The following is a 25095-nucleotide window of genomic DNA, read 5'->3' on the forward strand; positions in this document are numbered from 1 at the left end:
CGTCCTCAGGCGACGCAGGCGAGAAATCCGGACCGCAACGCTTCCGTATCGAGATCGCGGCCGATAATGACGAATTCAGTGCGGCGGCGTTCACCGGTTTTCCAGGAACGGTCGAAATCACCATCAATCAACATGTGCACCGATTGCAAGACATAGCGCTGATCTTTGCCGGCTAGCTGGATCAGGCCCTTCATACGGAACAGGTCGGGTCCGCGCTCGGCAACCAAGTCGGAGAGCCACTTGCTCAGTCGTTCCAGATCCATCGGGCGCTCCTCAACGAAGGCCACTGAACTCACCGCGTCGTCGTGTTCATGGGCGTGTTCGTCCACCAGAAAACCTGGATCCAGACTCAAGGCACGCTCCAGCTCAAAGGCCCCCACACCAAGGATCTGATCGATCGGCACATCGGCGTTGCTGCTGGTGAGCAGCCGGGCCATCGGGTTGATCGCCCGCACCCGCTGCTCAATCGCCTGGCGGCTGCTGGGATCAACCAGATCAGTTTTGTTGAGCACCAGGACATCGGCAAAAGCCAACTGCTCCTGCACTTCCTCAGCCTCCCAGTGTTGCTCGACATGGTGCAGATCCACCAAAGTGACTACCGCATCAAGCCTGAGCTCATCGCGCAGGTCTTCATCGACGAAGAAGGTCTGAATCACTGGGGCAGGATCGGCAAGACCCGTGGTCTCGATGATCAGATGATCAAAACGATCCCGGCGCTTCATCAAGTTGCCAATGATTCGGATCAGATCACCACGAACGGTGCAGCAGATGCAGCCGTTATTCATCTCAAAGATCTCTTCATCGGCATCGATCACCAGCTGGTTGTCGATTCCCACCTCGCCGAACTCGTTGACGATCACCGCCACCTTGAGGCCATGCTCGTGGGTGAGGATCCGGTTGAGCAGCGTGGTTTTACCGGCGCCGAGGTAACCCGTCAAAACGGTGACAGGCAGACGCTCGGAGGCTGGGACGGCACTGGAGAAAGTCACAAGAGCGCAAAGGACGACGCGTCCATGGGTGAGAATGGTTTTCGTTCTAGCAAGAACAGAGCCTCCTGCTTGTGTTCTGTTCTTCCCCGTTGACGGCCTTTGTCTCCGGCCTCCATGCCTCACCCAGACATCGCTCTCCCTTCGGACCTCTTGGAGGCGGCTTCAGTCCGGCCGGGCCCTCGTCAGCAGCAGTTGCTGCAGCTGCTGTGCGAGGCCGAGCGGGAATTGAGCGGGCAGGAGCTACATCAACGGCTCAAGGGCGGCCAGGAGCGCCAAGGCCTAGCCACCGTCTACCGCGGGCTCAAACAACTGCAACGTTGTGGGCTGGTGCGTTGTCGCAAGCTGAGCAGCGGTGAAAGCGTGTATGCCCCGTTGGAGCGGGATGAGCATCACCTCATCTGCATCCAATGCGGCCATAGCGAGCGGCTGCCGATCTGTCCGCTGGGTACCAGCGGACTGGGGCTGACCACGGTGCTGCTGCAGGGTTTCCGGCCGCTCTTTCACACGTTTGAGATCCACGGCCTCTGCTCCAGCTGCCAATACACCGGGGTGGCCTGCCATGGCTGAGCTGGTGATCGCCGGGGCCGGCCCCCAGGCCCTCACCCTCTGCTGCCAGCTGCTGCAGAAAAGGCCCCAGTGGCGCCGGCAGCTGCGGGTGCTCGACCCCACGGGAACCTGGCTGTCGTGCTGGCACAGCCAGATGCGGCGTTACGAGATCCCCTGGCTGCGCTCCCCCTCATCCCACCATCCGCACCCCACCCCCCATGCCCTGCGCCGCTATGCCCAAGAAAGGCAGCGCAGCCTGGACTTGGAAGGTCCCTATGGCCTCCCCCACACAAGCCTCTTTGCTGACTTCTGCCGCAGCGTCGTGGCCGACTTCCAGCTCGGTTCACACGTGCAGGCGGCCTCGGTGCAGCAGATCCGCCTGGACCAGGCAGGGCCCGCATCGCTGGAGGTGACCCTGAGTGACGGTGCAGTTGTGGCGGCCCATCGGCTGGTGATCGCCACTGGTGCGGGCGTGCCTGTGCTGCCGAGCTGGGCTCGGACCATCGCGGCTCCCCATCCGGCAGAGGCCATGCAACACAGCCAATCGATCGATCTGGCCGCCTGCCAGGGGTTGCGCGGGCAGCACATCTTGATCGTGGGTGGCGGTCTGACCAGCGGCCATCTGGCCCTGGGTGCCATCAAGCGGGGGGCCAGGGTCACCCTGCTGTGCCGGCGGGACCTGCGGAGCAAACACTTCGACGCAGATCCGGGCTGGCTGGGCCCGAACTACCTCAAGACTTTTCGTGCTGAACCGTGCTGGCACCGGCGCCGCCAGCAGGTGCTGGAAGCTCGCGATGGCGGTTCGATCACGCCCCAGCTCGTTGCCAAGCTGCATCAGGCGCGCCAGCAGGGCAGCCTGCAACTCCATGAGCACTGTGAGGTGGAGGAAGCTTGCTGGTGTGCAGGCCAGTGGCAGATTCTTTGCCGCGATGGAAGTCGGCAGCTGGCCGATCGCATCTGGCTGGCCACCGGCCTCCACCAGGGAGTCAGCCACCACCCGCTGCTGCGCCAGTTACTGGAGCAACGTCCCATCGAGCTGATCGATGATCAGCCCGCACTTACAAGCGATTTGCGCTGGCCAGGCACCAACGTGCACCTCATGGGAGGCCTGTCAGCGCTACGGCTTGGTCCTGCTGCGCGCAACCTTTTCGGAGGACGAGAAGCTTCTCAGCGCATTTGCCGCGCCGCCATGAAGGCCTGATGGACGTCCTTCCAGCGGTCGCAACAGACCATCTGGCTCAGCAACAGCCTGGCCACCATCCATGACAGCAGCATCAGGGCCGGCACCCTGCGGCAATCACAACTGTGAGCATCGTTGCCGCGCTCCCGCGCCCTGGCCTTTTGAATGAAGACTTCCCAGCTCTGTTACCAACGGTGGGCTCCCCAGTTCAAGGCGTTGCCGAGCCCGCGATCACCACGCCCCCCAGCGAGCTGATTCCCGTCGACGCCCTGCGCCAGCTGAATCGGCGAGCAGATGCGGCTGGCTGGCGACAGGTGGCGGGCCATGGGGGCCTGATCCTCGTGTGCGGGCTGATCTGGGGGGATGCTCGTTTGCCCTGGGCGCTGCGGATTCCGGCCCTGCTGCTGCTGGGCTGGGGTCTGGCCTTCTGCTTCTGCGCCATGCACGAATGCGGCCATCGCACCGCCTTCGCCAGCCGTTCGCTCAATGACGCGGTGGCCTGGTGGGCGGGGGTGCTGAGCTTCTACAACGCCGATTTCTACCGCCGCTACCACCAGTGGCATCACCGCTACACCCACCAGCCCGGGCTGGATCCTGAGCTCGAAGGGGGCACCCCCAGCTCTCGGCTGGCCTATGGCGTTGAGCTCAGCGGGCTGCCCTGGTGGATGGGCAAACTGCGCTCCCACTGGCGCGGGCTGGTGGGCGCCTACGACGACTGCCCCTACATCCCGGCAGACGCGGTGGCGGCTGTGCGCGCCTCCCACTGGAAGCAGGCGGCGGTCTACGCCGCGGCCCTGCTGCTCTCGCTGCTGGCCGGCAACGGCCTGCTGCTCTGGCTCTGGCTGCTGCCGCTGGCCCTGGGGCAACCCTTGCTGCGCTTCGTGTTGCTCGCTGAGCACGGTGGCTGCAGCACCAGCACCGATGGGCTGCGCAACACCCGCACCACCCACACCCTGGCGCCGTTGCGCTGGCTGATGTGGAACATGCCCTTCCACAGCGAACACCATCTGTTCGCCTCGATCCCCTTCCATGCCCTGCCCGCGGCACACCCCTGGATCGCCGCCGATCTGGAGCACAACGATCCGGGCTACCTGGCGGTGCACCGAACGTTCCTGGCCGATCCGTCAACACTGGCGCTGCCAACGGCATGAGCGTGGCACCAGCGGTTCAAGGCAGAGATGCGCTGTTTGAACTGGGGCCCATGGCGCTCAGCTGCGGCCGGGAACTGCCCGACGCTCGCCTCGCCTACCGGGTCTTCGGGGAGCTCAACGCCGATCGCTCCAACCTGGTGCTCTACCCCAGCTCCTACGGCGCCTGGCCTGAAGACATCGACTGGGTGGTGGGGCCGATCCTCGATCCAACGCGGTTCTGCGTGCTGCTCGTGAGTCAGTTCGGCAATGGGCGCTCCAGCAGCCCCAGCACCAGCGCCCTGGGCCTGGCCGAGCAGGGCTGGGTGATCAGCCATGCCGACAACGTGGCCGCCCAGCAACGCCTGATTCAGGAGGTGTTCGAGGTGGAGCGCCTCGCCCTGATCTACGGCTGGTCGATGGGGGCGCAGCAGGCCTACCACTGGGCGGCCCTGGCCCCAGAGCGGGTGGAGCGGATCTGCTGCCTCTGCGGCACGGCCCGCACCACGCCCCACAACCGCCTGTTCCTGCTCAGCCTGCGCCAGGCCCTCACCGCCGATCCCGCCTGGGATGGAACGCGCTTCAGGGCCAGCCCGGAGCAGGGGCTGCGCACCTTCGCCCTGATCTATGCCAGCTGGGCCGCCAGCCAGGCCTTCTACAGGCAGGGCCGGCACGAAGCCCTGGGCTACGGCAGCGTTGAGGCGTACGTGGAGCGCAGCTGGCTGCCCGCCTACCGCCGCCACGATCCCCACGATCTGCTGGCGATGCTCGACACCTGGCTGGCCAATGATCTGGCGGCTGCTGTGGCAGAGCAGGACAGCAAAACCAGCGCCGGCATTGAAGCCGAGCCGATCAATTTGGCGGCGGCCCTGGGGCGGATCACGGCCCGCACCACCGTGATCGCCGGCTCCCACGACCTGTATTTCCCGCCCGACGACTGCGCCGCAGAAGCCGCCCTGATTGCCGGCGCCCGCTTCGAGCGGCTGGAGTCGGTGCTGGGGCATCGGGCCGGCAATCCGCGCGAGGCGCCGGCCGAGCAGGCCGTGATCCGCGCCGCTGTTGAGAACCTGTTGAGAACCTTTTAAGCACCTGTTGAACCCATGACCGACCTGGCCCGCTACGCCGCCGACCACGGCCTCCGCCATTTCCTCTTCTCCTTCTCGGATCTGTTCGGGGTGCAGCGCGCCAAGCTCGTGCCAGCCAGCGCCGCTAACAAGCTGGCCCGTGATGGCGCCGGTTTCGCCGGCTTTGCCGCCTGGCTGGACATGACCCCGGCCGACCCGGACGTGCTCGCCCTGCCCGATCCCTCCAGCCTGGCGGTGCTGCCCTGGCAGCGCAACGTGGCCTGGGTGGCCACCGATCTGCAGGTGGAGGGCCAGCCGCTGGAGCAGTCGCCGCGCTGGGTGCTGCGCCGTCAGCTGGAGCGGGTGGCGCAGTTGGGCTACAGCTTCCGCACCGGGGTGGAGGCGGAGTTCTTCCTGCTGCAGCCCGGCGGTGAGGCGATCGCCGATGGCCGCGACAGCCAGCGCAAACCCTGCTACGACCAACTGGCGCTGATGCGTCAGTTCGAGCTGATCGGCGGCCTGCTCGAAGCGATGGAGGAGCTGGGCTGGGGGCCGTACCAGGCCGATCACGAGGATGCCAACGGCCAGTTCGAGATCAACTGGACCTTCGCCGATGCCCTGGTCACCGCCGACCGCCACGCCCTCTTCCGGGTGATGGCGCAGGCGATGGCCGAGCCCCTGGGCTGGCAGGTGAGCTTCGCGCCCAAGCCCTTCCCCCAGCTCACCGGCAGCGGCGCCCACCTGCACCACTCGCTCTGGGACACCGAAGGCCGCAACCTCTTTCACGACCCCCGCGGTGAGCTCGGCCTCTCGCCACTGGCGTACCACTTCCTGGCCGGCGTGCTGGAGCATGCGCCGGCCCTGTGCGCCATCACCAATCCCACAGCCGAGAGCTATGCGCGGCTCGGGGGCCAGACCACCAAGTCCGGCGCCACCTGGTCGCCGGGCTGGATCAGTTATGGCGGCAACAACCGCAGCCACATGGTGCGCATCCCCGATGACCAGCGCCTGGAACTGCGCCTGGCCGATAGCGCCGCCAACCCCTACCTGCTGCCGGCGGCGGTGCTGGCCGCCGGCCTCGACGGCCTGGAGCGGCAGCTCGATCCTGGCCCCCGCAACGACGCCAACCTCTACACCGACCCGCCTGCGCCGGGTACGACTCCGCCCCTGCCTGCCAATCCCGAAGAAGCCCTGGCCGCCTTCGCCGCAGACACGGTGCTGCGCCAGGCCCTTGGCGAACCCTTCTGCCAGGCCTACGAAAGCCTGAGGCGCCAGCACGGCTGAAGGCCGGCAGCAACGAACGGCTTGAAGGAGCGGCAAGAAAGATGGCTAGAAGGAGTGGCCAGAAGCAAGCTCCTGTAACAGCCGAACGTGAGATCCGGGAGTGAAGATGACGGTGCCTACCTGTCCATCCCCACGGTGTCCCTCCCTGCCTGCTCCCCGATCTCCGCGGCCCGGCCGCCGTTGTGGCGGGCCGCTCGGAGGCTGGCCGGCCCCGGGGCGGCCGCAGCCGTGATCGGGAGCCTGGCCCTGACGGCTCCGGCCGTGGCGGCGGCAGAAGATCCAGCGGCAGCGATAGCGGTGCCGGCGGCCGTGATGCGGCGCCTGGAGGCGGTCACCGGCAAGCCGATGTACCGCCACAGCACCTGGGGCTGGCAGGTGGTGGATGAAGGTAGCGGCGCGGTGCTGCTGGAGCGCAACAGCGCCCAGATGTTCGTGCCTGGCTCGATCATGAAAACCTTCAGCACTGCCGCGGTGCTGAACGAGTACGGGCCGGAGCACCGCTTCCGCACCCCGATCCACCAGTTCGGCAGCTTGCGCGATGGGGTGCTCGATGGCCACCTGGTGCTGGTGGCCTCGGGGGATTTCAGCTTCGGGCTGCGCGAGCGCGCCGACGGCAGCCTTGGCTTCAACAGCCTGCCCCAGATCGATCACAACTACGCCAGCACCGGATTCCCCGGCGTCGCCCTGCTGGACGACAGCGACCCGCTCCGGGCCCTGAACCAGCTGGCGGCCCAGGTGCGCGCCGCCGGCATCCAGCGGGTGCGCGGCGATGTGGTCATCGACGACCGCCTGTTCAACACCTACGCCGGCTGGCCCGATGGCCTGATCGCGCCGATCTGGGTGAACGAGAACATGCTCAACATCATCACCCGTCCAGGCCGCCCCGGTGAACTGGCCGTGGTGGACTGGCGGCCGCGCACCGCTGCGCTGAGCGTGGTGTCCCAGGTGACGACGGTCGCGGCGGGCACGGCCACCGAGCCGTTGCAGGTGGAGCCGCTCGATGGGGGGCTGGTGCGGATCAGCGGCCAGATCGCCGCCGATGCCCCGGAGCGGATCAGCAGCGCTGAGATCCTCCAGCCCGCTGCCTTTGCTCGCACCGCCTTGATCGAAGCCCTGGAGCGGGCCGGCGTGGTGGTGGAGGCTACGGCCACGGGGAAGAACCCGGTGGCGATCCTGCCGATCCTGCCGGCGACCGCCCGGACTGAGGCCATGACCAGCGCCTATGCCGGCGCCCCGAAGCTGGCGGAGCACGTCTCGCCGCCGCTCTCGGAATTCGTCAAGGTGGTCCTGAAGATCAGTTACAACCGCGGTGCCGCCCTGATGGTCTGCCTGGTGGCGGTCAAGGCGGGCAGCCTTGACTGCCCCGACGGCCTGGCGCGGGAGCTGGAGGTCATCACCGCCCTGGGCGTATCTCCCGCCAGCACCTTGGTGGAGGACGGGGCCGGCTCCATCGACAGCAGCCGCACCTCCCCGATCGATCAGACCACCCTGCTGCGCCGCCTGCTGAAGGAACCCTGGGGCCAGGCCCTGCGGCAGGGGCTGCCGGTGATGGGGGTGGACGGCACCCAGGCGCAGAACCAGGCGGGCCACCCGGCCGCCGGCCGGATCCGGCTCAAGGATGGCTCCAGGGTGATGGGCAGCGCCAGCGGCCAGGTCTCGATTCCCGCCAAGACCCAGGTGGGCTACATCGAGGCCGCCAGCGGCCGGCGGCTGGTGTATGCCCTCTATCTCAACAACGTGCCCACCAGCCCCGACACCCTGCTGAGCAGCTTCGAAACCGCAGACCGTGATCTCGCCGCGATCGCGGCGGCCTTTCAGGAGGCCTTCTGATGGGGGCCCTGCTGGTGAGGGCTGCACTGTTCGCCCTGGCGCTCGTGCCCGGCCTGGCGGAAAAGGCCCTGGCAGAGAAGGTCTTGGCAACGGCGTCCTTGCGGGAGGCGGCCCCATCCGCGGCAGTGGCGGCGGTGATGAACAAGCCGCGCTACTCGGGTGCGAGCTGGAGCCTGCTGGTGAGCGATCTTTCCAGCGGCCGCACGCTGATGGCTCTCAACCCCGATCAACTGGCCTTCACCGGGTCGGTTCGCAAGCTGTTCTCGGTGGGCCGCGCCCTGCAGACCCTGGGGCCGGAGCACCGGGTCGAGACCACGGTGCTCCGGCGGGGCTCCCTGGGCGCAGGGCGGCTGGCGGGTGATCTGGTGCTCGTGGCAGGTGGTGATCTCACCTTCGGGGGCAGGCGTCTGCCGGATGGCGGCGTGGCCTTCACGGCCTTCGATCACAACGATGCCAACAACCTCGGCACGGCCCTGCTGACGCCGCAGGATCCGCTGCAGGCTCTCGATGCCCTGGCGTTCCAGGTGCGGCAGGCGGGGATCCGCCAGGTGGAGGGCGATGTGGTGGTGGACGATCGGCTGTTTCCGGCTTACCGGGTCCCCAACGGCAATCTGCTGATCCCCCCGATCCTGGTGAACGAGAACATGGTCGATGTGTCGGTGACACCGACGGCCATGGGGGAACCGGCCCGGGTCGACTGGCGGCCCCGCAGTGCCGCCTTCCAGGTGCGCTCCAGCGTTCGCACCGTGGCAGCGGGAGGGCCAGCCGTGCTCGATCTCTCCGATCTGGGACAGATGGACTGCCAATGGCGGGAACCCTGCACGGGCACCATCAGCGGCACAATCCCCCTCGACTACCGGGCACCCCTCTCCGGCAGCCCGGTGGCGGTGCGCACCTTCCGGATCGAGGATCCCGCCTCCTATGCCCGCATCGCCTTCCATGAAGCCCTCGCCCGTGCCGGCGTGGTGGTGCGGGCCCCCCTGCTGGCCCCGAATGATCCGAGCCGGCTCCAGCCCGCCGGCTCCGGGGACGCCGAGCAGACGAACAAGCAGGCTGCGCAGCTGACGGAAGAGCAGACCGTGGCCTCCTGGCGCTCCACGCCCTATGGCGCCCTGGCCCGGCTGATCCTCAAGGTGAGTCTCAACCTGGGGGCCAACCTCAGCCTCACCCAGGTGGGACTGGTGGAAGGCGAACGGCAGGTGGACGGGGCCCTGGCCGCCGAACGGCGCGACCTGAACAGGCAGGGCCTGAGCCCCCAGAGCTTCCGGTTTCCCAGCAACGGCAGCGGTAGCCCCGACAGCCAGGCCACGCCTCGGGCGGTGGTGCAGTGGCTGGAGATCATGCACGGCAGCCCCCAGGCTGCCGTGTTCCGCTCGGCGCTGCCGGTACTGGGCGTGGATGGATCCCTGGCGGAAACCGGACGGGACCTGACCGCCCGCGGCGAGGTGATGGCCAAGACGGGCACCACGATCGATTCCACGGGCCTCAAGGCCCAGGTGCTGGCGGGCTACCTGCGCAGCGTCAGCGGGCGGGATCTGGCCTTCGCGTTGTTCGTGAACGACGCCGGTCCGGTGAGCTCGATCACCGATGTGGCCGAAGTGTTCGAGGATCAAGCGGTGATTACCGATCTGATCCGAAGCTGGAGCCCCTGACCCAGCCAAGGGCCAGCCCGGTCTCAGTTGGGCATTCTCAATTGGGCATCGTCACGAACTCTTCGGCGACGGAGGGGTGCAGCGCCATGGTGCGGTCGAAATCGGCCTTGGTGGCGCCCATGCCGATGGCGATCGCCGTCATCTGGATGATCTCTGCGGCGTGTTCACCCACCATGTGAGCGCCCAATACCTTTCCTGTGGCGGTTGCCACAACCAGCTTGAGCAGCACCCGGGGACCCCGGGCCGGCAAGGCCTGGTTCATCGGCCGGAAGCGGGCCCGGTGCACCTTGACGCCATCGGCGCCATGGCGCTCAATCGCCTGCTCCTCACTCAGGCCAACCGACGAGAGCTCAGGTTGGGAGAAGACCGCCGAGGCCACCAGGTCATGATCCACCTGGCGAGGCTTGTTGCCGTAAACCGTGTCGGCGAAGGCCCTGCCCTCATCAACGGCCACGGGCGTGAGGTTGATGCGATCGGTCACGTCACCCACCGCATAGATCGTCGGCACGCTGGTGCGTTGATCGGCGTCCACCGGGATCCGGTGGCCCTCCACCGCCACCCCGGCGGCCTCCAGGTTGATGCCCTGCAGGAATGGCCGCCGGCCTGTGGCCAGCAAGACGCCACCGCAGCTGAAACGTTCACCGCCCTCGCTGGTCAGCGTCAGCTCACCCGAGGGGCCCTCCTTGCTGATGGCGGCGGGCGAATGGGCAAATCGCAGGGTGATGCCTTCGGCCTCCATCCCCTCTTGCACGGCCGAGCTGGCTTCCCGATCGAAGCCGCGCAGCAGGTGATCGCCGCGGATCAGCTGGGTCACCTGCACGCCAAGGCCATGGAGGATGCAGGCGAATTCGCAGGCGATGAAACCGCCACCCACCACCACCACGTGGGCTGGGAGCGATTCGAGCAGGAACATGTCATCGCTCACCCAACCCAGCTCGGCGCCGGGGATGGCCGGGCGATGGGGGCGACCGCCCACGGCCACCAGAATCCGCTCGCCCCGCAGCTGGCGGGATGATCCATCCGCTGCCGTCACCGCAATGGTCTGGGCGTCGTCGAAGCGACCCCAGCCGCGCACCAGTTCCACACCGGCCTTGGCCAGCAGACCGATGTGGAGCTCATTGAGCCGATCCACCTCGGCGCGGACGTTGGCCAGCAAGCGCCCGGCATCCAGATTCAGATACCCCACGTCCCAGCCGTAGCTGGGGGCATCGGCAAGCAGATGGCGGTAGGCCGAGCCATAGACCAACAACTTCTTGGGAACGCAGCCCCGGATCACGCAGGTGCCACCCACCCGATCGCCCTCAACGATCGCCACCCGCGCCCCGTAGGAGGCGGCCCGCTTGGCTGCGGCCAGCCCCCCCGATCCGGCGCCAAGAACAATCAGATCGAAGGGGTCGCTCATGGGCAGGTGACGGGGAGCCAACGGATGGGTGGACAGGTCTGTATTCGCCTCAGCCGGCAAATTCGAGCCGGGGCTCGCAGACGCCCGTGGGTGCCACGCCCTTCAGGTAGGCCAGCATCGTGTCGGCGTCGGAGACTTCGAAGGGATCGGTGGGGCAGTTGTTCTCGGCGCCAGCTTCAGCGAAGACTTTCTCGATCGTGCCGTCATTAACCACCATCGAATAGCGCCAGGAACGCAGACCAAAGCCCAGGTTCGACTTCTCCACCAACATCCCCATCTCGCGGGTGAAGTCGCCGTTGCCATCGGGGAGCAGGAAGACATTCTTGGCGCCCACGCTCTGACCCCACTTGAACATCACGAAGGCATCGTTGACCGACACACAGACGATCTGATCGACGCCAAGCGCGCGGAACTCCTCATAAAGCTCTTCGTAGCGGGGCAGGTGGTTGGAGGAGCAGGTAGGGGTGAAGGCACCGGGCAGCGAAAACACCACAACTTTTTTGCCAGCAAAGATTTCACTGCTGCTGAGGTCTTGCCAGCGGAAAGGATTGCCCCCCTCCACGGATTCATCGCGGACGCGGGTCTTGAAGACGACGGTGGGGACGCTGGATGGGTAGGACATGGGAGGGGAAAACGGAGGGGTGAACTGGAGGCTGAAGGCCAAACGCTAGCCGGGCCAGCACAACAGCCAGCAGCTTATGCGAACTCATACTGGCTTCGACTTGGCCTGGCTGTCAAGGTGGTTTGACGTCTGTCTTCGCTTGGTCCACGCCTTTGCCTGAGTTGCGCCGCATCCTGCTCACCGGGGGTAACTCCGGTATCGGTTTCGAAGCCGCCGTCCTGCTCTGCAGGGCCGGCCATCCCCTCACCTTGCTCTGCCGGGATGGCACCAGCGCAGAGGAGGCCAGCCACCGGGTGGCAGAAAAGGCCGGCTCCACCACCCTGCCCCAGTCAGCCATTTGCGACCTGGGCGATCTGGAGAGCGTGAGGGCCTGCGCGGCCGCGCTGCTGGCGGCAGGAACGGTCAGCGACACGCTCGTTCTCAATGCCGGGCTGCAGTACGCGGGCGCCAAGGAACCGCGGCGCACCCCCCAGGGCTTCGAGCTCAGCGTCGGCGTCAACCATCTCGGCCATCTGCTGCTCGCCCAGCTGCTCACCCCCACGCTGGAGGCCGGACGCTCGCCTCGCCTGGTGGTCACCGCTTCGGAAGTGCATGACCCCACCAGCGCCGGCGGCAAGGTGGGCCGGCCAGCCGGGCTGGGTGATCTCAGCGGCTTGAAGGCTGGCGAGGACGCCGCCATGGTGGATGGATCCACCCCCTTCAATGCCGAGAAGGCCTACAAAGACAGCAAGCTCTGCAACGTGCTCTTCGCCCGCGAATACCAGCGCCGGATGGAAGCGCGGGGGCAGGACCTGCCGGTGATCGCCTGGAGCCCCGGGCTGGTGATCCCGCCGATCAGCAGCGGCGGCTTCTGGCGTTACAGCCGCCAGTCCAACGAGCTCGGCCAGCGCTTGTTTGCCCTGGCGGCCCGCTCGATCCTGCGGATCAGCGAGCGGGTGGAAACCGCCGGATCCCTGCTCGCCGCCCTGGCCACCGACGACGCCTACGCCACCCCTGGCTTCAGCTACTACAGCAACCGCCTGCTGGCCCCAGGTCGCCATCGCTTCGAGGCCACCGCGATCAGCGCCGAAGCCCAAAACGACGCCCTGGCCCTGCAGCTGTGGGAGCGGAGCACGGCGCTGGTGGGTACTGAGATCGGTACGGAGATCACCCTGCCCGACCAAGACGCCCACAGCGGCCAGATCGCTTAGTATCGACTTATACATTTCAGCTTGGCGGAGCCACTGGTATCCCTGCCCGGTCCTGGAGATCGGCAGACCATTCGGTCGTCTCCCCTGAGTCATCAAAACTGAATAAACACGTGGCATCCCCTTTTGGAGCCCTGGATTTGCCGATGGTGCAGTACGCGCCGTTGGCCCCCAAGGCTCCCGTTTCACCGCCCGCACCAGCCGGCATTCCTGCGGTGATCTACTGCGAGGGCCAGTTCATGAGCCCCGATGGCAAGACGGCCCATGGGTTGGTGCGCCACAGCGAGCGCTTCCGAATCGCGGCTGTGATCGACAGCCTCTGCGCCGGCGCCGATGCCGGCCTGCTCTTGGATGGTGTGGCCAATGGCATCCCGGTCGTGGCCGACCTGGAGGCGGCCTTTGCCCTCGGCGGAGCGCCACTGCGGACCTTGATCTACGGCATGGCCCCCGCCGATGGTCTGTTCAGCCCAACCGACCGTGCCGTGCTCCTCGGCGCCGTTCGCGCCGGCCTCGGCCTGGTGAATGGCCTGCGTGAGTTCCTCGGCGATGACGCCGAATTCACCGCCGCCGCCGCGCTCCATCAGGTCACGATTGAGGATGTCCGGCGTCCACCGGCCCTGAAGGACCTGCGCCTGTTCAGCGGCGCGATCGCCAGGGCCCACTGCCGGCGCATCGCCGTTCTCGGCACCGATGGCGCCATCGGCAAGCGCACCACCGCCACGCTGCTGGTGCAGGCCCTCAACGACCATGGCATCCGCGCCGTGCTGGTCTCCACCGGCCAGACCGGGATGATCCAGGGCGGGCGCTACGGGCTGCCGCTCGATGCCATCCCGTCCCAGTTCTGCTCCGGCGAAGTGGAAGCCGCCGTGGTGCTGGCCTACGAAACCGAGCAGCCCCAGGTGATCGTGATCGAGGGCCAGGGCGCCCTCAGCCATCCGGCCTACCTCTCCTCCACCTTCATCCTGCGCGGCAGCCAGCCCCAGGCCGTGGTGTTGCAACATGCGCCGAAACGCCGCTATCGCTGTGATTTTCCGCAGGTGGCGATGCCCACCCCCCAGAGCGAGATCACGCTGATCGAGGCCTTCGCCCCCACCCGGGTGATCGGCATGACCCTCAACCATGAGGGCATGGAGGTCGCTGAAATCCCCGCCGCCATTGCCCTTTACGAGGCCGAACTGCACATTCCAGTCACCGATGCCTTGGCCTGCCCGCCCGAGCGGCTCGTCCAGATGGTGATGCGGGCCTTCCCAGAACTGGCAGGGGAACTGGCGGCGGTGACGTGAGCGCCCCGCGGCTCGAGATCGATCTCGGCCGCCTCCAGCACAACGCCATCACCCTGGTGAGGCGCCTGGCACGCCAGGGCATTTCGGTTTCGGGCGTGAGCAAGGCCGTTCTCGGACTGCCGGAGATCGTGCACCTCTGGCTGGCCGCCGGGGTGAGCTCGATCGGGGATTCACGCCTCGAAACGATTGAAGCCATGGCGCATGCGGGCATCACAGCTCCACTGCTGTTGATCCGCACGCCCATGCTCAGCCAGGTGGAACGGGTCGTGGCCCATGCCGCCACCAGCTGCAACAGCGAACCCGTGGTAATCAAAGCCCTGGCAGCGGCGGCCTTGCGCCAAAGGCGGCGCCATGGCGTGTTGCTGATGGTGGAACTCGGTGATCTGCGCGAGGGGATCCTGCCGCCTGATCTGACGGCAATCGCCGAACTCACCCTGGGCCTGCCGTCGCTGCGGCTGGTGGGGATCGGCAGCAACCTGGGCTGCCAGCACGGGGTGGCGGCCGATGCCGACAACATGGGCGAACTCTCGGCCCTGGCCAACGCCCTGGAAGCCCGCTTCGGCATCAGCCTGGAGCTGATTTCAGGCGGGAATTCCGCCAATCTCCCCTGGCTGGAGCAAGGCGGAGCACCCGGCCGGATCAACCATCTGCGCCTGGGCGAGGCCCTGCTGCTGGGCCGCGAACCCCTGGGCCGCACCGCTATCCCCGGCCTCCACACCGACGCCTTCAAGCTGGTGGGTGAACTGATCGAAGTGAAAACCAAGCCAACCCGGCCCTGGGGCAGGCAAGGCCTCACCAGCTTCAGCGACGAAAGCCCCCGCCAACCTTCCTTACGCGAAGACCGGGGCCTGCGGCAGCGTGGCTTGTTAGCCCTTGGCCTTCAGGACGTTGATCCTGCCGGTCTGGAGCCGCCGCCGGGCGTTTCAATCGTGGGAGCCAGCAGCGATCACCTGGTGGTGGAGGCTGATCATCCCCTGAGCGTGGGCGAGGAACTGAGCTTCTCACCGAACTACAGCGCCCTGTTGCGTGCCATGACAAGCCTGTTTGTGGAGCGCCTGTGCATCGACGGAGAAGCCAAGGCTCCCAGAGGAGCGGCAGCCTCTACGGCTCAAGCACCAAGGCCGGGGAGTCAACCAGGGACGACTCTGGAGGGAGATTCGGAACGAGCGCTAGTCGCGACTACAAGCTGAACGGCACCGAACAAGCAGAAGTCAAATAAACAAATCACGGCTTTGTCTGATAATCAGCAAGGAAAGAGTGCAGGATCCACATGTAATCGTCACTTGACGATAACCAGCGGAGATCGACGCCAGCACTGGGATTGTCAAGCTGGACATTGAATTTTGCCGCCAGCCCCACCCCCGAACGGACCGAACTGACAGGACGGCCCTTGCTCCCGTGGCCAGTGGCCGAGGGAGACGAACGGCAAGAATCCGCCATACGGAGCAGGTCAGACTTGAGGAAATACCGCAAATCCATCGGCAAGCAAGCTAGAGCCAAGCCAGAACGACAGCTAAAACTTGACAGAACCACTGAACAATGGTAGGTATTGTCAAGTGACGAAGACATTCAATTAATGTTCAGGCCTTAGGCGCGCTCGCTCAAGGCACATACAGTTAAAAGAATTCACGCAAAAAATGTAGCCTTAAGTTCAACTGCAACTCCAGCAACTGGCAGCTCAGTTTCCTCTAGAATCCACACTACTTCACTTTTGAGCGAATGAAACTTGATCAGCACGTTTCCAATGGCTCAACTTCACAAAATACCAAATCTTGCATGTTTACTTGATTGGCCGTCCCACAAAGTCCTCAGCGACAGAATCCTGTAAACCACGGATTCTGCCCAAGAGCAGCAAGTGTTGAGGAAGATTGTAAGCGATAAGCACATCAATGCCAGCAGACCGCCCCCTCTTCATCCTGCTGATCAGCGTTCACGGCCTAATCCGTGGGGAGAATCTCGAACTCGGCCACGATGCCGATACTGGCGGTCAGACGAAATACGTTGTGGAGCTGGCCAGAGCCCTGGCCAGGCACGTTGACATTGAGCAGGTCGATCTGATCACCAGGCGGGTGGTGGATGCCTCCGTGAGCGACGACTACGCCAAACCAATCGAAGAATTGGCAGACAAAGCCCGCATTGTGCGCCTCGAAGCAGGCCCTGCGGCCTACATCGCCAAGGAAAGCCTCTGGCCCCATCTCGATACGTTGGCGGACAACGTCTTCGAGTGGATGTACAACCAGCCGCGCCTGCCCGACATCATTCACACCCACTACGCCGATGCCGGCTATGTGGGGGTGCGGCTGTCGAAGGCCACCGGCATCCCCCTGATCCACACCGGCCACTCTCTCGGGCGTGATAAGTGGCGGCGGCTGATGGCGATGGGCACCACGATCGAGCAGATCGAAGAGCGTTATCACATGGCTGAGCGTTTTTCTGCCGAAGAAAATGTTCTCGCTAATGCCGAGCTGATCATCACCAGCACACGTAATGAAATGGAGGATCAATATGGCCTCTACGACTACTACACTCCGGAGAAGATGGCGGTGATTCCGCCTGGGACCGATCTCAAGCTGTTTCATCCCGCCAGCAAGAAAGACTCCCCCTGCCAGCTCGCCCCAACCCTGGATCGACTGCTCAAGGATCCAACCAAGCCGATGATTCTGGCGCTCTGCCGGCCTGATCCGCGCAAGAATCTGCTCACCTTGGTGGAAGCCTATGGCGAATCCCCCAGCCTGCAACAGCTGGCCAATCTGGTGATAGTGGCTGGCAACCGCGATGACATCCGCGACCTTGGCGACAATGCCCAGGGTGTGTTTGCCGAGCTGCTGTTGGCGATCGATCTGCACGAGCTCTATGGCCTGGCGGCACTTCCCAAGCATCACAACTCCGACGACGTTCCAGGCATTTATCGGCAGGTTGCCGACTCGGGGGGGGTATTCATCAATCCAGCCCTGACCGAACCCTTCGGTCTCACCCTGCTGGAGGCGGCCGCCTGCGGACTACCGCTGGTGGCCACCGAGAACGGTGGCCCCGTCGACATCATCGGCAACTGCCGAAACGGGCTTCTGGTTGATCCACTCGATAAGGGGGCGATCGCCAGTGCCCTGAAACAGTTGCTCACCGATCAGGCACTCTGGCAACGCTGCGCCAGCAACGGCCTTCGCCATGTCAAGACGCACTATTCCTGGGATGCCCATGCCAGCAGCTATCTGCAGCGGATCCGCCCGATCACCGATCGCCATCAGGCGCGCCGCGCCGTACCCGCTTCGTCCGGAAGGCAGATCGACCGCCGCCGCGCCCTGTTCACGGCCATCGACAACACACTGCTGGGTGATGTCGAAGCCCTGCGCGAATTCATCGAAACCGTGCGCCGCCACCGCCGCCAGTTCGTCTTCGGCATCGCCACCGGCCGCCGGCTTGATTCGGTCCTGAAGCTGATCCGGGCCTATGGCATCCCCAGCCCCGATGTGCTCATTACCAGCCTGGGAACAGAGATCCACTACTCAGCCCAGTTGTTCGGCGACATCGCCTGGAGCCACCACATCGACCACGTCTGGACGCCCAAGGTGTTGCGGCGCGTTCTGGAGGGCATTCCCGGCCTGAAGACCCAGGGCAAGGAAGAACAGAGTCGCTACAAACTCTCCTACTTCTACGATGCTGCAGAGGCCCCACCGCTGGTAGAAATTCAATCCATCCTGCGCCAACGGGAACTCTCCGTGAATGCCATCTTGTCGTTCGGCCAGTATCTCGATGTGATTCCGGCCCGGGCCTCGAAAGGACAGGCGTTGCGCTACGTGCTCAACCAGCGGCGGATCCCCCTGGAGCGCAGCCTGGTCACCGGGGGGTCCGGCGGCGATGAGGACATGCTGCGGGGCAACATGCTGGGCGTGGTTGTTTCCAATCGCCACTGGGAGGAACTCTCCAACCTTCGTGAGAATGAGCGTGTGTATTTTGCCCAGGGAGCCCACTGCAGGGGGATTCTTGAAGCCATTGAGCACTACAACTTCTTCTCCAGCAGGCCCCAGGATTTTGCCCCTTCGAGCTGATCAAGCCGAGCCCAAACCGGAATCCTTTCTAGCGTTCAGCCATCCGCTTTCGGTCATCCTCCTTCATCTATCAGATCCAGCGATCAGATCCAGCCATCCGCTCCAGCCCTGGCTTCGGGCGTCGGTTATAGAACGTCCGCCTAGTGCCGTTCGATTGAGCCAGCACCCCACCAGATCAGCTCTCCCCCTTGTCTTGAATGTACGAACAAGTTTCCCATTCCCTGCTGAATTCGATCCTCAACGATCTCAAGCCCGAAATTCGCCGCCAAGACCTACGCCATTTCTACACACGGCTGGGGGCAAATTTCTATGCCATCCACTCCCTGTTCAGCACGCTCTACGGCCACCGCGATGATTTCAACATCCAGATCCTAAATCTGGTTGAAACGATGGCGACGGGCTACATCCAACGCAGCGCCGAGTTGGAGGAGCTCGACATGGAGCGGGAGCGTGACCACAACTGGTTTCTCTCCCAGAAGTGGGTGGGGATGGCTCTTTACACCAATGGGTTCGCCGAAAACCTGGAAGACCTGCTCCACAACAGGATCGGCTACCTCCAGGAGCTGGGCATCAACATGGTGCACATCATGCCGATTCTGAAATGTCCAGTTGGCCAGAGTGATGGTGGTTATGCCGTAAGCGACTTCCGGCAGATCGATGAGCGCGTGGGAACACTCAACACATTTCGCCAAGTGGCTGATGAGTTTCGCAAGCGCGAGATCCTGCTGGTTCATGACATCATTTTGAATCACACCTCCGATGAACACGCGTGGGCCCAGAAGGCCAAGGCAGGGGAGACTCACTACCAGGATTATTACTACACTTTCGAAGATCGGCGGATTCCCGATATCTACGAGCAAAGCATGCCGCAGGTGTTCCCTGGAACCGATCCCGGCAACTTCACCTGGAGTGGGGAGATGCAGCGCTGGGTGATGAGTGTGTTTCATCACTACCAGTGGGACCTGAATTACTCCAATCCAGAGGTGCTGATCCAGATCGTCGATATCATTCTGTTCTGGGCCAATCAGGGTGTCGATGTGCTCCGCCTTGATGCGGTGGCCTTTCTCTGGAAGCGGCTTGGCAGCACCTGCCAGAACGAACGCAAGGCCCACCTGATCCTGCAGCTGCTCAAAGACTGCTGCCAGGTCACCGCGCCGAGCGTGCTGTTCATCGCCGAGGCGATCGTGGCGCCGGTGGAAGTCACCAAATACTTTGGCGAAGATGCGATCGTGGCCAAGGAATGCGAGGTGGCCTACAACGCCACCTTGATGGCGTTGCTCTGGGATGCCACCGCCACCAAGAACGCCAAACTTCTCTGCCAGGGCCTCAAGAGCCTGCCAGGCAAGCTGGACCGGGCCACCTGGCTGAACTACGTCCGCTGCCATGACGACATCGGCTTCGGCTTTGATGATCAGGACATCCGGGCCGTCGGCTATGAACCCCGCGCCCACCGTCGTTTCCTCACCGACTATTTCACCGGCAGCTTCGACGGCCAGGCCAGGGGGCTGGCCTTCAACCGCGACGATGCCACAGGCGATGCCCGAATCTGCGGTTCGTTGGCTTCACTGGCGGGCCTGGAAACCGCACTGGAAGCCGACGATCAGGCCCTGATCCAAGCGGCCATCGACCGGATCTTGCTGCTGCACGGCGTGATCCTGTCCTTCGGTGGCATCCCGCTGATCTACAACGGAGACGCCATCGGCACCCTCAACGATTACAGCTTCTCCGATGATCCCAGCAAGAGCCATGACAACCGCTGGGTGCACCGCAACAAGATCAATTGGAAACGGGCCGAGCGGCGCAACCAGGCGGGAACGGTGGAACACAGCCTGTTTGGGGCGATGCAAAAACTGATCGCCATCCGCAAGGAGATCCCCGCCTTCGCTGATTTCAACAACCGCGAACTGCTGCCCCTGGCGAATGATCATCTGCTCGGCATGGTGCGCTTCAACCCCCAGCGTCCCTCCGACCTGGTGGTGGTAATCGCCAATTTCGACAGCAGCGCCCATGGGATCGACCTGGAGACCCTCTCCCGCCATGGCCTGAACCCAAGGGGCCGGCTGGTGGATCTCGCCAGCGGCCGCTCCCCACTCCTGCAGGACGGAGTTCTGGCCGTTGGCGGCCAGCAGTTCCACTGGCTAACCGAAACCTGAGCCCCGTCACGCCGGCCAATCAGCCCAGCAACACCACCGGATCCCCAAGCTTGAGGGCACCCGGCCGCAGCACCGAGAGCCGGATGCCTGCTTCCACCTTGTTATGGCGAGCGGTCGCCCGCAGGATTTCGAGGTTCTGAGGCAAGGCGCCCTGGGCCAGGGTGGTGACCACACAGCGCGGGCAGGCGTCGTCAACCCGCAGCTCCAGTTGATCGCCCAGTCGCAGCGTGCGGCCGATCCAGCCCGCCTCCACAAAGCCTTCGGCGCCTGCTTCCGGCTCGATCAGCAGGTTGGGGCGGAAGCGCTCTGCAGCGAAATCGAGCCCAGGCGCCAGGGCCCGCAAACGCTCCAGGCTGGCGGTGGTGATGGCGTGGATCGGGCAGGAATCGAAGAAGGTGCCATGGGGCAGCACCAGTTCGTTGACCACGTTCTGGAAATCACGCTCCGGCACTTCAGGCCAGTACTGATCTAGGCTGGCGTCCTGCGGGGCGCGATCGAGCAGGCTCACCTGGCGCCCAAGCAGGCCGGAGAGCCGCCTGGCCAGATCTGGGCCTGAGCTGAGCAGGTCGGGGCTTTCGGATTGTCCGTTGGCGAACCCCACCGGCGTGATCGCCACCGGCGGGGGGAGCGCCTCAGCCTCGGGTTCCGCCAGATAGCGGGCCCGATAGCCGAGCAATTCACTCCAGAGGCGCGGGTTCTTGGCACTGGCCACCCGGGAGGTGGCGTGATCCCAGAGGGCCCAGCCGCGGTCACCGCAGCCCCCCCGTCTGTCAACCGAGAGGCACTGCAGCGATTCCCCCAGCATCGATTTCACGGGGTAGCGCCAGAGCGCGGCCACCCGGCCCAGCAGCTGCGACGTGTCGCGTGAGACCAGCTCCGCGCCCATTGTCTCCACCATTCCTTCTGCGGCCGACCGCCGTTGAAACCGGAACCATCCAAGCCCCAGCCTGGAGGCGACAACGTTCGCAGCAGACCGGAGCTGAAGCCGACTGAAACCAGCCGTGACTATCTGCGTAGTCCCCCCCTCTGCCACTGGCCCGGCTACCACTGATCAGTCGACAACGCTTGATCCGCAGCAACTGCAGCAGGCCGTGGAACTCCGGCACCAACGCTTCACGCTCCGCCGCATCGCCCGGGCGCCACTGACACCACATGGCGAGCTGCCCGCGCGTTGCTGGTCGAAACCGCTGGCTACCCCGCTACCTGGAGACCTGTAACGGCAGCAGGTGCCACATGGCTCTCGGTAACCTCAAGCCTCAGCAGTGCCTCAATCGGCTGCTGATCGCTGAATGACCTGGTGAGAAAACACACCTAGGCAATGATTCCAATGCATCGAAACTTTCTCGCAATCCCGCTTGCCATTGCCGCCACATACTTTTTGGGTGGGCTTTTATTGTTCTTCTTTCAGCGCAACTTGATTTATTTCCCCACCAGCAAGATTGATCATGATTTCAATGAGCTGATCCTCGAAAACGATGAGCAAAAGATTCGCGTCATCTCTTTAAATGAGGGGAACGAATCTGCGATTTTGTATTTTGGCGGCAATGCAGAGTCCATGGCGTTTACGGCCATGGAGTTTCAAGCCAGATTGCCATCATTCTCCATCTATTTAATGAATTACAGGGGCTATGGCGGAAGCTCGGGGTACCCAGAGGAAGATGGATTGTATGCTGATGCTTTGCAGCTCTATGACTCCCTAAGATCAATGTACAACGACGTCTTTGTTGTTGGGCGCAGCCTTGGCAGTGGAGTGGCAACCTATGTTGCATCCCAGCGTCCCGTCAGCAGATTAGTGCTAGTAACACCTTTCGATAGTGTCGAGAATGTCGCCCAAGAGCAATTTCCTTTTTATCCTATTTGGATCTTACTGAAAGACAAGTTTGATTCTGCGAGCAGGGCAAAAGCCATCGATTCAAAAGTATTGATCCTATCGGCGGATGGCGACAGGGTGATATCCAAAAAACGTACTGATAACTTAGCCGCCAGCCTGAGCCGCGTCCAGCTCACCCAAGTGGTGATCAACAACTCTGGGCATAATTCTCTTTCGGAAAACAACAAATTCTACAACGCAATCCATCAGTTTCTTCAGTGATGCCAGCCAAGATCAAAGGCACTTGTTTTGTAAGGCTATCCAAAGCGTGCAGGCAAAGATCTGAACCGAAGGGATAAAATGGGGCCGAGATTGATTCAGTCGCATCTTCGTTGATGGAAGCGGCTCGATCGCCGGCTCTTCATGAGATGGCTTCCATAAAATGAGAACTCTATCCAGCACGATCGGATCCCTTTAGGGTTGATCATTCCGCTGCGCGACCAACATGAAACCGTTCGCTCCGTTGGTGGCCCTGCTGGCTGCGATCACACCTGCCATGCCGGTTGTCGCTCAAGTGGGCCTTTCTATTCAGATCGGTCAGCCGAACGTCTACGGACCGATTCAGTCCGGCTTCTACGGCCGCAACCAACCTTTCTTTACGGCACCGCAGTTTTACTACCCAAGGCTCAGGTGTCATGCCTTTAACGGATGCAGCAGGCCAGTTTATTCTGTTCGCGATCAGTGGTATCGAACGAATAACATTCCCCGCCTCCGGCCGGAGAGGCGCTGGAAACAGGACAACGACAATCGCTCGCGACGACAGCAATTCCGCTACCGAAACAACAAAAGGGGCTGGTATTAGGCCTCTCGAGCACAGCTGGCTCTTCATTCACAACTGATCAATGCCAACCGAAAGCTTTTGATCAATGCCAGCTAAAAAATTTGAGCTCGAAAACCTCACCAAACCAGCTCTGGTAATTCACGAAACACTTGTCGAACCCCGGCACTCCACTCGTCGCTGAGTTGCCTGAAAAAGCTGTCGCCTTCAGCGAAACGGCGGCGGTGGGTGATCGCCAGGCTGTCGCGCTTGTAGACAATCAGGTCAATCGGCATCCCGACCGACAAATTGCTGCGAATCGTCGAATCAAATGAAACGAGCACGCACTTGGCCGTTTCCCCCAGCGTCGTGTCGGGATGGATCACGCGATCGATGATCGGCTTGCCATACTTCGCCTCACCCGTCTGTAGATAGGGTGTGGTATCGCTGGCTTCGATGAAATTGCCTTCGGCGTACATCCGAAACAGCCGGGGCGGCTCGCCCTTCAGCTGGCCGCCCACCAGAAACGACGCATTGAATCCGCCGCCCGATCCCTCCAGGTAGGGGCCATCACGCTGCCCGATCGCCCGCACCGCATCGGACACAAGCCCCATCACATCGAACATCGTCCGCGCCGTCCACACAGTGGCCTGGCCATCTCCTGCTTCGCCGCGCTGACGCAGCAGACCAATCACCGCCTGCGTACCAGCCAGACTGCCGGAGCTGAGCAGCACCAACACCCGATCGCCGGCGCGCTCAAACACCGTCATCTTCGAGAAGCTGGCGAAATCATCCAAGCCCGCATTCGTGCGCGAATCCGAGGCGAACACCATGCCGCTCTCCAGCAACACGGCCACGCAATAAGTCATGCCGCCTGCGGACGATCGAGTCCTCAGCCTAGGAAGGGCTTGGCGTCTGCGCCTGTCAGGAGCCCGTCCGCCAGGGATCTCTCCAGCACGCTGGCGAGCCGATCGGCCCACTCCTGCTGGCCTGACTCCGTGGCCAGCAGATCCTGGCGGATCTCCAGCTCCACATGGGGAATCCGGCGCCGCTCACCGTGTTCCACCACCGTGTAATCGGTGCTGTCGCTAAGCGCATAGGGCTGGTTCTCCCCCACCAGGAGCCCCGGCTCGCGCCGCAGCTCCTGGCGCAGACGCCCAGCCAGGCGCCCGTCGCGGCCGTGCAGCACGCCCACAGGCCAGGGGCGCACCACGCCGGCGTACACCGGCGTGAAACTGTGCAGGGCCACAAGCACGCTTGGCTGCCCTCGCTGGAGACGGGAATCGAGCTCAGCGGCGATGCGGCGGTGGTAGGGCTCAAACAGTTCCTCGATCCGTTGCCGCCGCGCGGCAGACGAAAGCGTCTGGTTGGCGGCAATGGCTGTGTGCTCGCTGTGGTCAACGATCGAGTCCGTCGCCTCAAGCGGCCGGTTGGGGTCGATCACCAGCCGTGAGTAGTTGTGCAGGATCAAGAAGGCATCGAGTTGGGCCGATAGGCCTTCGGCCAGCCCGGCCACGCCCAGATCCCAGGCCACATGGGTCTCCAGCACCTGATCACTCAAGTGGAGGCGATTCAGGCTGCGGGGAATGGCGCGGCCGGCATGGTCGGCAGTAAGAAAAAAAGCTGATTCGCCAGCGGGGCGAACAAGGCGAAACACGGCCGGATCGTTCGCCCCCAGCAGCGGTTCTGGGTTCATCTTGGCCCGCTCTTCAACAGCCACTCACTTGAGCGAATGCAGGCCAATCGGATTGCCTTCCGTGTCGATCACCATCGAGATGAAGCCAAATTCACCGATCGCCATCTTTGGGCGACACACCGTTCCGCCGGCGGCGGCCACACGGCTCTCCTCCAGTGCGCAGTCTGCGCAGGCGAAGTAGACCGTTGTGCCACCCTTGCCAGGTTCAGCACCCTGCATCTGCATCAGCGCCCCACCGGCACCCACCACGCCGTCGTCCATCGGGAAGCACCAATAGGCCATGCCGTCCTGGGACATGTCCTCAAGCGTGACCTGGAAGACAGCGCTGTAGAACGCCTTGGCGCGCTCCATGTCGGCAACGTTGAGCTCGAACCAGCTGACGGGATTGACAGGCATCACTGCATTGG

20 protein-coding genes are annotated in these 25095 nt (G+C 63.8%); 13 read left to right on the forward strand and 7 right to left on the reverse strand.

From position 1 onward, the window contains the following. Nucleotides 1-5: 5 nt before the first annotated feature. Entirely contained in the window at nt 6-989 is a 984-nt protein-coding gene (locus tag BM449_RS05120; protein WP_071800347.1) for a GTP-binding protein, read from the reverse strand. A gap of 114 nt (nt 990-1103) precedes the next feature. On the opposite strand from BM449_RS05120, the gene BM449_RS05125 reads away from it, so the two are divergent. From BM449_RS05125 to dacB (BM449_RS05155), 7 genes are all read left to right on the forward strand, one after another. Then, nucleotides 1104-1556: a transcriptional repressor gene (locus BM449_RS05125; RefSeq protein ID WP_083544403.1), complete on the forward strand. Its 453-nt coding sequence runs from the start codon at nt 1104-1106 to the stop codon at nt 1554-1556. Further along, a complete protein-coding gene (locus tag BM449_RS05130) occupies nt 1549-2736 on the forward strand; it encodes an FAD/NAD(P)-binding protein (RefSeq protein WP_071800349.1) in 1188 nt (395 codons plus the stop codon). Before BM449_RS05125 ends, BM449_RS05130 begins: the two co-directional genes overlap by 8 nt. A 173-nt stretch (nt 2737-2909) precedes the next feature. After that, nucleotides 2910-3866, forward strand: a complete 957-nt coding sequence (locus BM449_RS05135; protein WP_233831108.1) for a fatty acid desaturase — start codon at nt 2910-2912, stop codon at nt 3864-3866. After that, nucleotides 3863-4927: an alpha/beta fold hydrolase gene (locus BM449_RS05140; protein WP_083544404.1), complete on the forward strand. Its 1065-nt coding sequence runs from the start codon at nt 3863-3865 to the stop codon at nt 4925-4927. Before BM449_RS05135 ends, BM449_RS05140 begins: the two co-directional genes overlap by 4 nt. A 15-nt stretch (nt 4928-4942) precedes the next feature. After that, nucleotides 4943-6190: a type III glutamate--ammonia ligase gene (glnT, locus tag BM449_RS05145; RefSeq protein WP_071800350.1), complete on the forward strand. Its 1248-nt coding sequence runs from the start codon at nt 4943-4945 to the stop codon at nt 6188-6190. Between the two features lie 135 nt (nt 6191-6325). Then, a complete protein-coding gene (gene dacB / locus BM449_RS05150) occupies nt 6326-8020 on the forward strand; it encodes a D-alanyl-D-alanine carboxypeptidase/D-alanyl-D-alanine-endopeptidase (RefSeq protein ID WP_145536948.1) in 1695 nt (564 codons plus the stop codon). Then, nucleotides 8020-9672: a D-alanyl-D-alanine carboxypeptidase/D-alanyl-D-alanine-endopeptidase gene (gene dacB, locus BM449_RS05155; protein ID WP_071800352.1), complete on the forward strand. Its 1653-nt coding sequence runs from the start codon at nt 8020-8022 to the stop codon at nt 9670-9672. The genes dacB (BM449_RS05150) and dacB (BM449_RS05155) overlap by 1 nt, the downstream gene beginning before the upstream one ends. Nucleotides 9673-9709: 37 nt before the next feature. On the opposite strand, the gene gorA is transcribed toward dacB (BM449_RS05155), so the two are convergent. Further along, a complete protein-coding gene (gene gorA / locus BM449_RS05160) occupies nt 9710-11074 on the reverse strand; it encodes a glutathione-disulfide reductase (protein WP_071800353.1) in 1365 nt (454 codons plus the stop codon). 49 nt (nt 11075-11123) lie between these two features. Continuing rightward, on the reverse strand, nt 11124-11696 hold the full coding sequence (locus BM449_RS05165; RefSeq protein ID WP_071801996.1) for a peroxiredoxin: 573 nt from the start codon (nt 11694-11696) through the stop codon (nt 11124-11126). Between the two features lie 152 nt (nt 11697-11848). Here BM449_RS05165 and BM449_RS05170 point away from each other — a divergent pair, with 152 nt between their 5' ends. The 5 genes from BM449_RS05170 to BM449_RS05190 all read left to right on the forward strand — a co-directional run bounded on the left by BM449_RS05170 (nt 11849) and on the right by BM449_RS05190 (nt 20365). Continuing rightward, nucleotides 11849-12886, forward strand: coding sequence for an SDR family NAD(P)-dependent oxidoreductase (locus tag BM449_RS05170; protein ID WP_120352756.1), 1038 nt, complete (start codon nt 11849-11851; stop codon nt 12884-12886). 110 nt (nt 12887-12996) lie between these two features. Then, a complete protein-coding gene (locus BM449_RS05175) occupies nt 12997-14166 on the forward strand; it encodes a DUF1611 domain-containing protein (RefSeq protein WP_233831112.1) in 1170 nt (389 codons plus the stop codon). Then, nucleotides 14163-15356, forward strand: coding sequence for an alanine/ornithine racemase family PLP-dependent enzyme (locus BM449_RS05180; protein WP_083544405.1), 1194 nt, complete (start codon nt 14163-14165; stop codon nt 15354-15356). The genes BM449_RS05175 and BM449_RS05180 overlap by 4 nt, the downstream gene beginning before the upstream one ends. A 699-nt stretch (nt 15357-16055) precedes the next feature. Then, nucleotides 16056-18212 (forward strand): HAD-IIB family hydrolase, encoded by a 2157-nt coding sequence (locus BM449_RS05185; RefSeq protein ID WP_071800356.1) that lies wholly within the window; start codon nt 16056-16058, stop codon nt 18210-18212. Between the two features lie 197 nt (nt 18213-18409). Next, nucleotides 18410-20365 carry an alpha-amylase family protein gene (locus BM449_RS05190; RefSeq protein ID WP_071800357.1) on the forward strand — a complete coding sequence of 652 codons (1956 nt, stop codon included), beginning with the start codon at nt 18410-18412 and terminating at the stop codon, nt 20363-20365. A gap of 19 nt (nt 20366-20384) precedes the next feature. On the opposite strand, the gene BM449_RS05195 is transcribed toward BM449_RS05190, so the two are convergent. Next, nucleotides 20385-21263, reverse strand: coding sequence for an MOSC domain-containing protein (locus BM449_RS05195; protein WP_233831115.1), 879 nt, complete (start codon nt 21261-21263; stop codon nt 20385-20387). Between the two features lie 429 nt (nt 21264-21692). On the opposite strand from BM449_RS05195, the gene BM449_RS05200 reads away from it, so the two are divergent. After that, nucleotides 21693-22457: an alpha/beta hydrolase gene (locus BM449_RS05200; RefSeq protein ID WP_071801997.1), complete on the forward strand. Its 765-nt coding sequence runs from the start codon at nt 21693-21695 to the stop codon at nt 22455-22457. Between the two features lie 675 nt (nt 22458-23132). Here BM449_RS05200 and BM449_RS05205 read toward each other — a convergent pair. Genes BM449_RS05205 through BM449_RS05215 form a run of 3 tightly spaced genes read right to left on the reverse strand, consistent with a single transcriptional unit; the run spans nt 23133 to nt 25084 of the window. After that, nucleotides 23133-23849: a peptidase gene (locus tag BM449_RS05205; RefSeq protein ID WP_233831118.1), complete on the reverse strand. Its 717-nt coding sequence runs from the start codon at nt 23847-23849 to the stop codon at nt 23133-23135. 35 nt (nt 23850-23884) lie between these two features. After that, nucleotides 23885-24688, reverse strand: coding sequence for an N-formylglutamate amidohydrolase (locus tag BM449_RS05210; RefSeq protein WP_071801998.1), 804 nt, complete (start codon nt 24686-24688; stop codon nt 23885-23887). Nucleotides 24689-24712: 24 nt separating this feature from the next. Next, nucleotides 24713-25084: a VOC family protein gene (locus tag BM449_RS05215; protein WP_071800360.1), complete on the reverse strand. Its 372-nt coding sequence runs from the start codon at nt 25082-25084 to the stop codon at nt 24713-24715. Nucleotides 25085-25095 lie beyond the last annotated feature (11 nt).

Origin of the sequence: Synechococcus sp. SynAce01 (assembly GCF_001885215.1) — a bacterium.
Lineage (GTDB): Bacteria > Cyanobacteriota > Cyanobacteriia > PCC-6307 > Cyanobiaceae > Regnicoccus > Regnicoccus frigidus.

Excerpts from the sequence above, each read along its gene's own strand:
- BM449_RS05125 (WP_083544403.1), top strand. The coding sequence starts at position 1,104 with ATGCCTCACCCAGACATCGCTCTCCCTTCGGACCTCTTGGAGGCGGCT.
- BM449_RS05130 (WP_071800349.1), top strand. The coding sequence starts at position 1,549 with ATGGCTGAGCTGGTGATCGCCGGGGCCGGCCCCCAGGCCCTCACCCTC.
- BM449_RS05140 (WP_083544404.1), top strand. The coding sequence starts at position 3,863 with ATGAGCGTGGCACCAGCGGTTCAAGGCAGAGATGCGCTGTTTGAACTG.
- glnT (WP_071800350.1), top strand. The coding sequence starts at position 4,943 with ATGACCGACCTGGCCCGCTACGCCGCCGACCACGGCCTCCGCCATTTC.
- dacB (WP_071800352.1), top strand. The coding sequence starts at position 8,020 with ATGGGGGCCCTGCTGGTGAGGGCTGCACTGTTCGCCCTGGCGCTCGTG.
- gorA (WP_071800353.1), bottom strand. The coding sequence starts at position 11,074 with ATGAGCGACCCCTTCGATCTGATTGTTCTTGGCGCCGGATCGGGGGGG.
- BM449_RS05165 (WP_071801996.1), bottom strand. The coding sequence starts at position 11,696 with ATGTCCTACCCATCCAGCGTCCCCACCGTCGTCTTCAAGACCCGCGTC.
- BM449_RS05185 (WP_071800356.1), top strand. The coding sequence starts at position 16,056 with ATGCCAGCAGACCGCCCCCTCTTCATCCTGCTGATCAGCGTTCACGGC.
- BM449_RS05190 (WP_071800357.1), top strand. The coding sequence starts at position 18,410 with ATGTACGAACAAGTTTCCCATTCCCTGCTGAATTCGATCCTCAACGAT.
- BM449_RS05195 (WP_233831115.1), bottom strand. The coding sequence starts at position 21,263 with ATGGTGGAGACAATGGGCGCGGAGCTGGTCTCACGCGACACGTCGCAG.
- BM449_RS05200 (WP_071801997.1), top strand. The coding sequence starts at position 21,693 with ATGCATCGAAACTTTCTCGCAATCCCGCTTGCCATTGCCGCCACATAC.
- BM449_RS05210 (WP_071801998.1), bottom strand. The coding sequence starts at position 24,688 with ATGAACCCAGAACCGCTGCTGGGGGCGAACGATCCGGCCGTGTTTCGC.
- BM449_RS05215 (WP_071800360.1), bottom strand. The coding sequence starts at position 25,084 with ATGCCTGTCAATCCCGTCAGCTGGTTCGAGCTCAACGTTGCCGACATG.